Genomic DNA, 12,585 nt, shown 5'->3' with positions numbered 1-12,585 from the left:
CGTTACAGGACAGCGGGCTGCACGCCCGTTAGAATAGAACCATTATGGACAGTCGCTGGAGTGGCTATGGTTAGCGCGTTATATGTGGTGATAGGGGCATTGCTGGTAATGAAATTCACGCTGGACGTGGTGCGTTACCGCCGGTTCTACCGGGTGGCGTATGGCGATGGCGGCTATCACGACCTGAAAATGGCGATCCGCATTCATGGCAATGCCATTGAAACCATTCCGCTGGCGCTGTTTCTGCTGGTGATGATGGAGATGAACGGCGCCGATATCTGGATGGTGCATCTCACCGGCCTGCTGTTCTTTATCAGCCGCCTGCTGCATGCATGGGGATTGCGCAGCAGCGCCATGGCAGGCCGTAAATATGGCATGCTCCTGACGCTGTTTTCCCTGTGCGGCATGGTGATTTTCAACCTGATCTACATGCCGTGGGAACTGGTCCTGACGCTCCATTAAGCCAGCCTGGGTTAAGGGGTGCAGCCCGCCCCACTTTCTGCGAGAATAGCGCCCTTTCCGTCGTCTCTTCGGATTTTCGATATGTCTGACCGCGATCAACTCTTCTCAGCGCCCATTGCAAAACTGGGCGACTGGACTTTTGACGAGCGTGTAGCTGAAGTCTTTCCTGACATGATTCAGCGCTCGGTGCCGGGCTACTCCAACATCATTTCGATGATTGGCATGCTGGCAGAACGTTTTGTTACCCCGGACAGCAGGGTCTATGACCTGGGCTGCTCGCTGGGCGCGGCCACCCTCTCGGTGCGCCGCAATATTCATGTGCCAGGTTGCCAGATCATCGCGGTGGATAACTCCCCGGCGATGGTGGAGCGCTGCCGCCGACATCTTGATGCGTTTCGCGCTGACACGCCGGTCACGGTGCTGGAAGCGGATATCCGCGACATTGAGATTGAAGACGCCTCGCTGGTGGTGCTCAACTTCACGCTGCAGTTTCTGGAGCCGCCTGCACGCCTGGCGCTGCTGGAAAAGATCTGGCAGGGACTTAAACCGGGCGGCGCGCTGGTGCTGTCGGAGAAGTTCAGCTTTGAAGACGCCGAGGTCGGTGAGCTGTTATTCAACATGCATCACGACTTCAAACGCGCCAACGGCTACAGCGAACTGGAAATCAGCCAGAAACGCAGCATGCTGGAAAATGTGATGCTGACTGACAGCGTCGAAGCGCATAAAGCCCGCCTGAAACAGGCCGGTTTCTCGCACGCCGAACTCTGGTTCCAGTGCTTTAACTTTGGATCTCTGGTGGCGTTGAAATGATCGACTTTGGCCGTTTTTATCAGCAAATTGCAGTAGGCCCGCTGGCGAAGTGGCTGGAAGTATTACCGGCGCAAATCAGTGAGTGGCAGCGCGAAAACCTGCACGGTCACTTTCGTGACTGGTACAAGTCGCTGGAGTATCTGCCGCTGCTGGAACCGCAAAAGCTGGACCTGCTACACAGCGTCACCGCCGACCGCGATGACATCAGCGACCGCCATCGTCAGGGGATTGAGAAACTACTGCGTAACCTGATGCCGTGGCGCAAAGGGCCCTACTTCCTCTACGGCACCCACATCAACACTGAATGGCGATCTGACTGGAAGTGGGAACGCGTGCTGCCGCACATCTCCCCGCTGGCGGGCCGGACGGTGCTGGATGTGGGTTGTGGCAGCGGTTACCACATGTGGCGGATGATTGGCGCGGGCGCACATCTGGTCGTCGGCATTGACCCAATGCAGCTGTTCCTGGTGCAGTTCGAAGCAGTGCGTAAGCTGCTGAATGACGATCGCCGGGCGCATATGCTGCCGCTGGGCATTGAGCAGCTACCGGCGTTGCAGGCGTTTGATACCGTATTTTCGATGGGTGTGCTCTATCACCGTCGTTCCCCGCTGGATCACCTGTTACAGCTGAAAAATCAGCTGGTGAGCGGAGGCGAACTGGTGCTGGAAACGCTGGTGATTGAGGGCGATGTTAATCAGGTGCTGGTGCCCGGTGAGCGTTATGCGCAGATGCGCAATGTCTTCTTTATCCCGTCAGCGGAAGCGCTGAAAAGCTGGCTGGAGAAAAGCGGCTTTGTGGATGTGCGGATTGTCGATTTTGCGCTGACCACCATTGAAGAGCAGCGCCGCACCGACTGGATGACCAGCGAATCCCTCGCTGAGTTCCTCGACCCCGACGATCCCAGCAAAACGGTTGAAGGCTATCCGGCTCCCCTGCGCGCCGTGCTGGTCGCCACTAAACCCTAATGCCCTAGCGGCGAGACAACGCCAGTTTCGCCGCAAATCCAATAAACACGCAGCCGGTCAGGCGATCCATCCCCTTCAGCACCTTCGGTTTTCGCAGATGTCCGGAGAAATAGTGGCTGCCGCCAATCAGGACCGCATTCCAGATCAGCCCCAGCAGCATGTGTGCCAGCGCCATTAGCGTGCACCAGAGCGCCACCGACGCCCCCGCCGGAATGAACTGTGGCAGAAAAGTGACGTAAAACACGCCAATTTTCGAATTCAGCAGATTTCCCATTAATCCCCGACTGAAGCAGGCCAGATAGCCCTGCTGATGTGCAGGCTGTTCAGCTGTCTCTACGGATTGCTGACGCGGCTTAAGCAGCAGCTTTATGCCCAGATAGAGCAGCCAGCCGGCACCGATCCACTTCAGCAGGTTATAGGCGATCTCAGAGGCCATCAGCAGCGCGCCCAGTCCCAGCCCAACTGCGATACCCCAGAGCAGACAACCCAGCGTCACGCCAAGGGCTGTCGCCCAGGCGCGCTGCCAGCCCTGCGCAATGGCGGTTCACAGCACCAGCGCGGTATCAAATCCAGGTGTGAGTGTCAGAATGGTTATCGCAAACAGAAATGAAAAGAGCGTGGCGCTCATGATGATTCTCCGTTATCCCTCAGCAGGGGGTGTTCAGGCAGCTTAACAGCCCATGACGCGGTCATGCGCGGGATCGCCTGCCACGCTGAGCGAATTGTGCCAGGCTGGATCGGGTCGAACCATTCATATTAAGGAGATGTGATTATGAGTAAATTTATTTTTTCATCACCCCGTAAATATGTGCAGGGCGCCGGTGTGCTGGATGAGCTGGGCACGTACCTGACTGAGCTGGGCGATCAGGCTTTTCTGGTGGCAGATGAGGTCGTCTGGAAACTGATTGGCGAACGCACCCAACAGACGCTGCAGTCCGCCGGGGTGAAATTCAGCTGGCAGCAGTTTAACGGCGAGGCCTCCAGTAATGAGATCACCCGCCTCAGTGCGCTGGCGAAGAGTCAGGGCTGTAACGTGGTGGTCGGGCTGGGCGGCGGCAAAACGCTGGACACGGTTAAGGCGGTGGCGGACGAACTTAAACAGCCGGTGGCCATCGTGCCGACCATTGCCTCCACCGATGCTCCCTGTAGCGCGCTGTCGGTGATCTACTCTGACAGCGGCGTATTTGAGAGCTATCGTTTCTACAGCAAAAATCCCGATCTGGTGCTGGTGGATACCGCAGTCTGCGCCAGTGCGCCTGCACGGCTCTTTGCCTCCGGCATTGCCGATGGCCTGGCCACCTGGGTTGAAGCGCAGGCAGTGGCCCGGTCCCATGCTAAATCCATGGTCAGCGGCGATCCGACTCTTGCCGGACTGGCGATTGCCCGCGCCTGTGAAGAAACATTGCTTAAGTGGGGGTACAGCGCCTATATCGCCGTTATCGAAAAACGGGTCACGCCCGCCGTGGAAGCCGTGGTTGAGGCGAACACGCTGCTTTCGGGGCTGGGCTTTGAAAATGGCGGGCTGGCAGCCGCCCACGCTATTCATAATGGTTTTACCGCCATCGATGGCGATATCCACCATCTGACCCACGGCGAGAAAGTCGCCTATGGCACACTGACGCAGATGGTGCTGGAGCAGCGGCCGGATGAGGAAATTGCGCGCTATATCCGTTTCTATCGCAGCATCAATATGCCGACCACGCTGCGTGAAATGCATCTGGAAAATGAAAGCTGGGAAAATCTGGTGAAAGTCGGGGCACTGGCGAACAGTGAGGGTGATACGCTGAAAAACCTTAATCCTCATCTGTCACCTGAGGATATTGCCAACGCCCTGCTGGGGCTGGATGCCTTTAGTCAGACGGTGAAATAAGCCGCCAACAGGCGATCATTCGATCGCCTGTTACTCTTCTGCCGCAGGCTGGTCCCAGTACTCATATTTGTAGGCGGAGCTGAGATGGCGCTCGATGGTGCCACGCGTGAAGATTTCGGTTTCATGCAGATAGCTCAGGGTACAGTTGCCGACCTCATCCCAGGACTGGCACTCATCAACCGAGCGGATGGTGCTCAGCGGTGTGGTCGCCGTGCCGTTGAGCCGCACTTCGCGCCATTGGGGGTCGTAGGTGTATTCGTCAGTTCCCCGGGCGGAAGTGGTGCGCGTCACCAGACCCTTTGGATTCCAGTGGTAGTGAAACTCGCCGTTAGTCAGCGGATCGCTGCCACGTGCCACACTCTTCTCAAGCTGGCGCTTCCGATCGTAGCGATAGGTGGTGTCGGTAAAGCCGGTTTTACCCATGCTGGTAAACCTGTCGGAGGCGCTGGTAATATTGCCATGCTGGCCTTTCTGCCAGTTAATCGTTCCCTGCCGGTTATCAACAACGACTTCTTTGCCCTCTTTCAGCACTTTGACCAGATATGCATATTCCGCCACCCAGCCGCCCTGTACCCTGGCGATATGTTGCTCCATGCTGAGGATGACGTTGCGTTCACTTTTGTCGTAGCTGACGTCAGCCACCGTCAGATCGCCACAGGCGTCAAACTGACCCAGCACCCGCTTTTGCGAATTCACATCTTTGCCAAATTCACCTGCAATCACCTGCTTCACTGCGCCTTTCGCATTGCCCCCCAGCAAGATCAGGGTGTTGCTGTTGACCACGGCGGCGTTGTCAGCGCGGCATGCGCTGGCCGCAGCGTTGCCGCTGCACAGTACGGTCAGTATCAGGCTTAAAGTAAGAATCTGATTGCGTTTCATAGGGTAAATTCCAGGCGACGTTGCTTTCAGTGTAAACGCTGCGGGGATGAACAGCGGAAATCCGGGACGATTTAACTCAAGCTCTCATGACAGACATCGGCTGTGGCAGCGTAACGGATAGCGTGCAGATTGTGTTGCGGCTTTTGATAAAAGTCCTGGATGACAATTAAAAACGCCTGTACGTGAAGGCTGACAGCCGGCAACAGAAAGCAGACGCGGCGGATAGCCGTTCGTTCGCTGGTGATAAAAAACCCGCCTGAGCGGGTTTATAACGTTTTCCTCCAGCGATCCTCTCGCCAGGTCTGGGTTATTTATTCACTCACCACATCCTGCAAAACGGCCTGTCCGCGATCCTGTGTGAATACCTGCCATTTCACCTGACTGGCATTCAGGGTGAAAATGGCCGTTGCCAGCGTATTCTCTTCGTCGGGATCCTGCGGAGAGAGCCGGTAGATAGGTAATACCGCATCATTCTGATCAGACAGAATGGCTTTTGCAGCGTCACCATCAAATGCTGGCTCTTCTTTCAGCCACACATCCAGACGCTGCTGGCGTGAAGCAGAGCTGTCGGTGATCACCTGCTCAGTCGCAGTATGTTGCGGATGGATAAGATGGTTTGCATGCGCAAAGAGGCCGGACAGTTGCGTGACAGAACAACCTGTACCGGTAGCTTCAACGCTGAACAGTCGGCTATCGCCCCGCTGCCCCAGCGTATGATGAAAAGCGCCTGCGCGCGGCGAGGTCGTCAGTAGCGCAATCGCCTCATCGAGCGTGTCTGCATTCAGCGCTGCACGCGCCAGAATCTGGCGCGGCAGGCCAGCCGGACGATGCACAGCACGAATGTTATTCACCGTGTTCACCACCCCACGGTCATTGACGGCAAACGTATGGCCGCAAATCGAACCCGGATAGGCAAAGCTGGTGAACCCAATGCCTTGATCCGGCAGCACACGAACCACTGCACAGTCACCCCGCAGCTGCGGAAAACCATCTTCATTGTGCGCAATGACCAACGCCCCATCGCGGCGTTGCCCGGCCACCGTGGTGCAGCCATCTGAGGTAGAACGCACCAGATCGCCCCGGCAGTTCCATGCAAATACGTCATCGATGGGTGCCTGCAAACCGCTGGCCAGCCCTTCCAGCTCAAGCCAGATTTCCGGGAAGTCAGCCTGAACCTGCGCGCGCATGCGCTGACTCTGTTCCGTGTGTTTCATGGCCGTGACCGTTTGCCACAGCGCAATGTGCGTCAGTTTCTGATGCCACGCCTCCCGACCAAATTCGCCGAGCTGCTGACCGATTTCAAACGCCGAACCACTGATTGCAATTTTTTTCATTGTGCTGTCATTCACTTCTTTCAGGAGACGTGTTGCAGGAATTCTTTAAGGCGCGGATTCGTGCTGTCGTTAAGCAGCTTATCAGGTGAGCCATCCTCAGCAATGGTCCCGCCATCAATAAAGATGAGTCTTGAGGCGACATCCCGGGCAAAACCAATCTCGTGAGTCACAATCACCATCGTCATGCCCTCTTCGGCGAGCGAGCGCATCACTTTCAGCACCTCGTGGCGCAGTTCGGGATCCAGCGCAGAGGTGGGTTCATCAAACAGCATCATTTTGGGTTTTACCGCCAGCGCGCGCGCAATCGCCACACGCTGCTGCTGTCCACCTGAGAGTTCTGCGGGGTAATGACTGGCACGTTCACGCAGGCCGACCCTGTCCAGCAAGGCCAGCGCCTGTTCGCGGGCCGAGGCTTTGCTCTGCCTGCGCACGCGAACAGGGCCGAACATCACATTTTCCAGCGCGGTCAGGTGAGGAAACAGGTGAAACTGCTGGAACACCATGCCCGCCTCGCGGCGGATATCGCATTCATTCGCATGCGGATCGGTGATGTGCTTGCCCGCCACCAGCAGCGTTCCGGAAGAGATGTCTTCCAGCTTGTTAATACAGCGCAGCAGCGTTGATTTACCCGATCCCGACGGCCCGATGATCACTACCACTTCGCCCGCCTCTATCTTCAGATTGATATCGTGCAGGACCTGCGTCGCGCCAAAATTTTTCGACACCGCGCTAAATTCAACCATGCTCATAGAATGTGGATCCTTTTTTCCAGTTGCTTCAGCAGGAAACTCAGGCAGAGCGTCACCAGCAGATAAATCATCGCGACGGCGGTCCAGACCTCCAGTGCGCGGAAATTACCGGCAATAATCTCCTGTCCCTGACGGGTTAGCTCCGCGACACCGATAACAATAAATAGCGATGTATCTTTAATACTGATGATCCACTGGTTGCCCAGTGCGGGGATCATACGCCGCAGTGCCAGCGGCATAATCACATGCCACAGGGTGCTGCGCTGCGATAATCCCATGGCAAGACTCGCCTCTTTAAATCCTTTATTGATAGAGAGGATCGCACCGCGCGTAATCTCGGCGATATAGGCGCCGGAATTAATCACAATGGTCACAATCGCCGCCGTAATGGGATCAATGCGAATCGGAATAACCATCGGCAGGGCAAAATAGATAAACATCACCTGCACCATAATTGGCGTGCCGCGAATTAACTCAACGAAAATCAGCGACAGCGTTTTAGTTATTCGCCCACCTAATGCGCGACAGGTTCCGGCCAGCAGACCGATCACGAAACCGCCCAGCAAACCCGATAGTGAAATAATCAGCGTCAGTTGCAAACCCTGCAATAATAACGGCAGGGATTCCCAGATATATTTACTGTCAAAATTCATAGTTCGATCCATTAAGGCGAAATGAGGTCGGACTGGGCCGACCCGGCTGAATTATTTCGGCTGTTTCGCAAACCACTTCACATAGATTTTGTCGTAGGTGCCATCCGCACGCAGCGCCTGCAATGCAGCGTTAACTTTCGGCGTCAGGCTGCTGTTCTTTTGCATCGCGAACCCGTACTGCTGCGGCAGAATGCTGTCTGTCTCACCCGTGGATTTCACTTTGCCATTACCCGCCGTTTTCACGTAATAGAGTACGTTCGGCGAATCATGCACCACCGCGTCAAGATTACCCGCCTGCAAATCGAGATAAGCGTTATCGATGTTAGGAAACTCAACATAGTCGGCTTTATATTTGCTCTTCATAAAGCTGGCCGCCGCAGTGCCCTGTTTCAGGCCCACTTTCTTACCGGCTAAATCGCTGAATTTTTTGATCGCGGTATCACTGCTTTTTACCGCCATCAGTAAATCCGCATTGTAATAGCCGTCACTGAAATCAACGACCTGTTTCCGCGCATCGGTAATCGTAATACCGGCCATCGCAACATCCAGATTACGGGACTGCAGCCCTGGAATTAAGCCACCAAAATCCATCGGGCGTAATTCATAGCTGACGTTCATCTTTTTAGCGATAGCATTCCATAAGTCAATATCGAAGCCCACATACTTATCGCCCTGTTTAAATTCAAAGGGCACAAATGCGGTATCCACACCTACCATCAGTTTATCCTGAGCAGTAGCAATAAAACTGGCTGAGCAGGCAACTAATACCAATGAGACTTTTAATTTAGAGAATAATCCAGACATATCTAACCCCCGGCGTCGGTGAAATAGCGTACAGTGAATATCATCCGGCGAGGTTATCGCCGGAATGACTGAACAGAATTTATTTGAAATGCAGGGCGTGTCAGGCTGCGCCCGGATTAAACGATGACTTATTCAGGAATAATATGATCCTGCGTATCGGGTACCGGCGTCTGTGCGCCGTTCATGATCATTGAGAGAAAACTGTAATAACCGTTAATGCCAATCAGATCCACCACGCCCTTCTCGCCCCACAAATCGATGGCCTGCTGCCAGGTAGCGTCGCTGACTTTCTGCTGCTGGTGCAGCTGCTGGCAGAAGTGGTAAATCACCCACTCATCGGGTTCGAGGTCTTCCGGCGGACGCTTTTCATTTATCGCCTGCACGGCGGCCGCAGAAATGCCCTTCCCGCGCGCTATCGGCGCATGGATTGCCCATTCTACCGGCTGGGACCAGTGGCGGGCGGTCATCAGAATGGCCAGCTCTGATAAACGCTGTCCCAGCGCACTGCGATACCGCAGATATTCCCCCATGCGCTGTGCGTGCGCCATCAGCTCAGGGCTGCGTAACAATGGCTCAAAGGGTGGCAGCAGCGCGCCGCGTGGCCCGTTAATGATCTCTTCTGCGAGCGGACGCTGCTGATCGTCCCATTCGTGATGCGCCAGCGGCGGCAGACGGTTAATCATAAGCTGGCCGTCTCTTCACGAATCACCTGCTCCAGCGTTTCCACCACAAAATCAAGCTGCGCTGTCGTGATGATAAAGGGTGGCGCAATCAGAATGTGATCGCCGTATTGCCCGTCAATCGTTCCGCCCATGGGATAAACCATCAGACCCCGCGCCATACAATTAGCTTTAATTCTGGCGTGCAGTTTCAGCGCCGGATCGAACGGCGTTTTGCTGGCTTTATCACGAACCAGTTCAACCCCGGCAAACAGACCGCGCCCACGGGTGTCACCGACCTGTGGCAACTCGCCCAGCCGATCGCGCAGCGCACGTTGCAGGTAATCTCCCTGCTGTTTCACGACCGCTAATAAATTGTCGCGTTCAATGACCTGCTGCACTGCCAGAGCGGCCGATGCCGCCGTGGCGTGGCAGATATAGGTATGACCATGCTGGAACAGTCCGCTGCCCGCCTGCAGAGCGGAGACAATTTTTTCGCTCGCCAGTACCGCACCGATTGGCTGGTAGCCACCCCCCAGCCCTTTGGCGATGGTCACCAGGTCTGGCACCCCCTCATCCTGCTCAAACGCGTAAAGCGTTCCGGTACGTCCCATGCCGCACATCACTTCATCCGCGATATAGAGCAGGCCGTACTTATCACACAGGGCGCGCACGCCTTTGAAGTAACCCGGTGTAGGCGGTGTTGCGCCGGTGGTCGCGCCCACGACTGTCTCTGCGCAAAAACCGATGATCGTCTCCGGGCCAGCATCAATAATCGCCTGCTCCAGCTCATCCAGCAGGCGCTGCGTGTATTGCTGCTGAGTTTCATCAGCACGGCGGTCGCGATATTCATTACAGGCAGAAACCCGGATCACGTCGATTAAAAGCGGGGCAAACTGGCGACGACGCCATTCGTTGCCCCCCACCGCCAGCGCACCCAGCGTATTACCGTGGTAACTCTGCTGGCGGGCAATGAACCGCGTGCGGGACGGCTGACCGATTTCAACGAAATATTGCCGGGCCAGCTTCAGCGCCGTTTCTACGGCTTCGGAACCACCCGAAACGAAATAGGCATAATTGAGATCGCCAGGCGCATGGCGGGTCAGATGTTCCGCGAGTTGTTCAACCGTGTCGCTGGTAAAAAAACCGGTATGTGCATAGGCGAGCTGGTCGATCTGACGATGCATCGCAGCCAATACGTCAGGATGCGCGTGGCCTAAACAGGAAACCGCAGCGCCTCCGCAGGCATCCAGATACTGTTTTCCCTGTGCATCAAAGATGTACGCGCCTTGTGCGCCGGTTGCCACGGCGGGCGTGCTGCGCAGACTGCGGTGAATGATATGGCTCATGCTGGGTCCTGCTCCTGAATACGCTGCGATAACTCAGCGCATCTTGCCGGATCCATTTGGATCACGTCAACGCAAGAATGATACATATGCATTCTATTTTCTTATGACGGATACAAATGAATCTTCTCTCAGGGTTTGCCAGGCACCACATAGGCACCTGAATCAATCAGGTAGCGTTCGGCATTTTCGATTTTGCTGACCGCCTCGCGGCCATGGCGTGCCACCAGCATCGCCAGCAGACACTCCGCCAGCCCCATACCGGAAACCACAGAAGGAAAGAACGAGGGACTCTCTACCGAGAAGAGCAGCGTACAGTCGGCGGCCTGCGCCAGAGGGGAAACCGGCGAATCCGTAATGGCGACGATTTTCGCGCCTGCCTGCCGGGCAGCCTGTAACACCGCCAGCGATTCGCGTGAATAAGGGGCAAAACTGGTCAGCAGAATCGCGTCCTGCGCCGTCAGTTCGCGGGTAAAGACTTCGATATTACTCGCCAGGCCATCAATCAATGAAACCTGGCGGTTAAATAATCGATAGATATAAAACAGCGACCAGGCGATGGGAAAGCTGGCACGAAATCCACAGATATAGACGTTTTCCGCCGCATCCAGCAGGGTAACCGCCTGATCCATCTTCTGATGATTCTCATGTTGCGTCGCCGCAAGGTTAGCCTGATGCGCCTGAAAGACCTCTTCATAAAGCTGAGGTTGTGTCGGTTTTGCGATCAGCTTTTCAGCTTTGGATACGTAGGTATCATCGCGCAGACCCATATCGTCAATAAAAGCGTCTTTAAGTTCACCCCAGCCCTCATAGCCCAGGCGCTGCGCCAGGCGCAGCAGCGTGGCAGGCTTCACGCCCGCTTCTGTGGCAAAAGCACGCATGGATTGCACCACAAGCTGATTCGTATTCTGGAGTGAGAACTCGGCAGCGCGTTGTAACTCAGGCGACAACGCACTGAACTGGCTGACAATATTTTCCCTGGGATTCATGGCGGCACTTCATCGGCTGGCAGATGCAGGCATCTAATCACATTTAGGATCCAGACTCCACTGTCGGAGATTCACGCCCGGCGACAGGCCGCGCAGCCAGCAGAAGCAGCGTTTATGTCATGAAAGAGATTGGTAACCTCGGGAGAGGTGGCGGAGAAAGGGAATCGGGAAGCAGCAGGTTTTACACAAAAAGAACCCCAGCAAGCATACTGGGGTTTGGTACTTGCAAACACCACGTCAATGATCGGCGTGCTGCGCGGCAAAATCTGTTGTGGTTCAGGCAACCCGAACGGTGCTCATCTGCATCACGCTTTTCATCGCCTCAACCACATCGCCGTCTACACAGTAACGGCTGAACTCGTCGGTTTCGGCTTCTGAACACATGGAGACACCCGCTTTGCGGTAGCGCATCGGTGACGCCATCAGGCGGCTGGCCGAGCTGTGGACTTCATCAATCCCCATGTCGAGAAACTTTTGCAGGTTGCTGAGACGCACGCCCGCACCCGCCATAATGATAGGACCGGTACTGGTCTCATTTAGTTCCCGAAGTAATGCAATTCCGTTTTCAGCGCTCTGCTGCTGACCGGATGTCAGAATGCGCGCCACCCCCAAATCCGTTAACGCTTCCAGTGCGCGCTTAGGGCTGTGACAGAGATCGAAGGCACGATGGAAGGTCACTGCCAGACCGTCACACAGCGCCATAATCTGTCGCATCTGGCCCTGATGAATATGGGCGTCCTCATCCAGCATCCCAATCACAAGACCGGGAAAACCGAGTTCACGGATTAACGCCACATCCGATTTCATCGCCTCGAATTCACGTGCGGTATAACAAAAATCGCCACCCCGTGGCCGGACAATAGGATGAACCGGAATCGAAACCTCGCGCCGGGCGGCATTCAGCATCCCCGCCGACGGCGTCAGGCCGCCTTCACGCGGTGCGGCACAAAGTTCAACCCGATCAGCGCCCGCCTGTTGTGCGGTCACGGCGCAATCCACGCCATAGCAGCAAATTTCCAGTGTGGTCATTCTCTTCTCCTTTACATGACTCTGGTTCAAGGCAGA

Annotated in this window: 13 protein-coding genes and 1 pseudogene; 4 read left to right on the top strand and 10 right to left on the bottom strand. The window is 55.6% G+C overall.

Going from position 1 to position 12,585, the window contains the following annotated elements; all coding sequences use genetic code 11:
* Positions 1–66: 66 nt before the first annotated feature.
* The 3 genes from IV493_RS06950 to cmoB all read left to right on the top strand — a co-directional run bounded on the left by IV493_RS06950 (position 67) and on the right by cmoB (position 2,237).
* On the top strand, positions 67–462 hold the full coding sequence (locus IV493_RS06950) for an MAPEG family protein (protein ID WP_013358179.1): 396 nt from the start codon (positions 67–69) through the stop codon (positions 460–462).
* A gap of 81 nt (positions 463–543) precedes the next feature.
* Complete coding sequence (cmoA, locus tag IV493_RS06945; RefSeq protein WP_033732927.1) at positions 544–1,272, top strand: carboxy-S-adenosyl-L-methionine synthase CmoA; 729 nt, start codon at positions 544–546, stop codon at positions 1,270–1,272.
* Entirely contained in the window at positions 1,269–2,237 is a 969-nt protein-coding gene (gene cmoB, locus IV493_RS06940) for a tRNA 5-methoxyuridine(34)/uridine 5-oxyacetic acid(34) synthase CmoB (protein WP_195857970.1), read from the top strand. Before cmoA ends, cmoB begins: the two co-directional genes overlap by 4 nt.
* Positions 2,238–2,241: 4 nt before the next feature.
* Here cmoB and IV493_RS06935 read toward each other — a convergent pair.
* Positions 2,242–2,865 (bottom strand): annotated as a pseudogene (locus IV493_RS06935) (LysE family translocator).
* A 144-nt stretch (positions 2,866–3,009) separates the two neighbouring features.
* Between IV493_RS06935 and IV493_RS06930 the strand changes: the two are divergent.
* A complete protein-coding gene (locus IV493_RS06930; protein ID WP_195857969.1) occupies positions 3,010–4,107 on the top strand; it encodes a glycerol dehydrogenase in 1,098 nt (365 codons plus the stop codon).
* Between the two features lie 30 nt (positions 4,108–4,137).
* On the opposite strand, the gene IV493_RS06925 is transcribed toward IV493_RS06930, so the two are convergent.
* From IV493_RS06925 to cutC, 9 genes are all read right to left on the bottom strand, one after another.
* On the bottom strand, positions 4,138–4,986 hold the full coding sequence (locus IV493_RS06925; RefSeq protein ID WP_110330489.1) for a hypothetical protein: 849 nt from the start codon (positions 4,984–4,986) through the stop codon (positions 4,138–4,140).
* Positions 4,987–5,297: 311 nt separating this feature from the next.
* A complete protein-coding gene (locus tag IV493_RS06920; protein WP_195857968.1) occupies positions 5,298–6,320 on the bottom strand; it encodes a C45 family peptidase in 1,023 nt (340 codons plus the stop codon).
* Between the two features lie 20 nt (positions 6,321–6,340).
* Positions 6,341–7,063 (bottom strand): glutamine ABC transporter ATP-binding protein GlnQ, encoded by a 723-nt coding sequence (glnQ, locus tag IV493_RS06915; protein WP_107320189.1) that lies wholly within the window; start codon positions 7,061–7,063, stop codon positions 6,341–6,343.
* Between the two features lie 2 nt (positions 7,064–7,065).
* Positions 7,066–7,722, bottom strand: a complete 657-nt coding sequence (gene glnP / locus IV493_RS06910; RefSeq protein WP_033732934.1) for a glutamine ABC transporter permease GlnP — start codon at positions 7,720–7,722, stop codon at positions 7,066–7,068.
* A 51-nt stretch (positions 7,723–7,773) separates the two neighbouring features.
* The gene (gene glnH / locus IV493_RS06905) at positions 7,774–8,526 is read right to left on the bottom strand and encodes a glutamine ABC transporter substrate-binding protein GlnH (RefSeq protein ID WP_013358188.1); all 753 of its coding nucleotides are present in this window, start codon (positions 8,524–8,526) and stop codon (positions 7,774–7,776) included.
* Between the two features lie 128 nt (positions 8,527–8,654).
* Positions 8,655–9,209, bottom strand: coding sequence for a carboxymuconolactone decarboxylase family protein (locus tag IV493_RS06900; RefSeq protein WP_187266202.1), 555 nt, complete (start codon positions 9,207–9,209; stop codon positions 8,655–8,657).
* Positions 9,206–10,534, bottom strand: a complete 1,329-nt coding sequence (locus IV493_RS06895) for an aspartate aminotransferase family protein (protein ID WP_095707029.1) — start codon at positions 10,532–10,534, stop codon at positions 9,206–9,208. Before IV493_RS06895 ends, IV493_RS06900 begins: the two co-directional genes overlap by 4 nt.
* Before the next feature lie 128 nt (positions 10,535–10,662).
* Positions 10,663–11,520 carry a MurR/RpiR family transcriptional regulator gene (locus IV493_RS06890; protein ID WP_013358191.1) on the bottom strand — a complete coding sequence of 286 codons (858 nt, stop codon included), beginning with the start codon at positions 11,518–11,520 and terminating at the stop codon, positions 10,663–10,665.
* 276 nt (positions 11,521–11,796) lie between these two features.
* Positions 11,797–12,549, bottom strand: a complete 753-nt coding sequence (cutC, locus tag IV493_RS06885; protein ID WP_033732938.1) for a copper homeostasis protein CutC — start codon at positions 12,547–12,549, stop codon at positions 11,797–11,799.
* Positions 12,550–12,585: the final 36 nt, after the last annotated feature.

Origin of the sequence: Pantoea sp. SM3640, assembly GCF_015654165.1 — a bacterium.
Taxonomy (GTDB): Bacteria; Pseudomonadota; Gammaproteobacteria; order Enterobacterales; family Enterobacteriaceae; genus Pantoea; species Pantoea vagans.
The sequence above is the reverse complement of the archived record's forward strand: the minus strand, read 5'-3'. Positions and strand labels throughout refer to the sequence as shown.

Bases quoted from the DNA above. Each gene is read 5' to 3' on its own strand.
- IV493_RS06890 (WP_013358191.1), bottom strand. From the start codon at position 11,520: ATGAATCCCAGGGAAAATATTGTCAGCCAGTTCAGTGCGTTGTCGCCT.
- IV493_RS06920 (WP_195857968.1), bottom strand. From the start codon at position 6,320: ATGAAAAAAATTGCAATCAGTGGTTCGGCGTTTGAAATCGGTCAGCAG.
- IV493_RS06950 (WP_013358179.1), top strand. From the start codon at position 67: ATGGTTAGCGCGTTATATGTGGTGATAGGGGCATTGCTGGTAATGAAA.
- cmoA (WP_033732927.1), top strand. From the start codon at position 544: ATGTCTGACCGCGATCAACTCTTCTCAGCGCCCATTGCAAAACTGGGC.
- IV493_RS06925 (WP_110330489.1), bottom strand. From the start codon at position 4,986: ATGAAACGCAATCAGATTCTTACTTTAAGCCTGATACTGACCGTACTG.
- IV493_RS06895 (WP_095707029.1), bottom strand. From the start codon at position 10,534: ATGAGCCATATCATTCACCGCAGTCTGCGCAGCACGCCCGCCGTGGCA.
- IV493_RS06930 (WP_195857969.1), top strand. From the start codon at position 3,010: ATGAGTAAATTTATTTTTTCATCACCCCGTAAATATGTGCAGGGCGCC.
- IV493_RS06900 (WP_187266202.1), bottom strand. From the start codon at position 9,209: ATGATTAACCGTCTGCCGCCGCTGGCGCATCACGAATGGGACGATCAG.
- cutC (WP_033732938.1), bottom strand. From the start codon at position 12,549: ATGACCACACTGGAAATTTGCTGCTATGGCGTGGATTGCGCCGTGACC.
- glnH (WP_013358188.1), bottom strand. From the start codon at position 8,526: ATGTCTGGATTATTCTCTAAATTAAAAGTCTCATTGGTATTAGTTGCC.
- glnP (WP_033732934.1), bottom strand. From the start codon at position 7,722: ATGAATTTTGACAGTAAATATATCTGGGAATCCCTGCCGTTATTATTG.
- cmoB (WP_195857970.1), top strand. From the start codon at position 1,269: ATGATCGACTTTGGCCGTTTTTATCAGCAAATTGCAGTAGGCCCGCTG.
- glnQ (WP_107320189.1), bottom strand. From the start codon at position 7,063: ATGGTTGAATTTAGCGCGGTGTCGAAAAATTTTGGCGCGACGCAGGTC.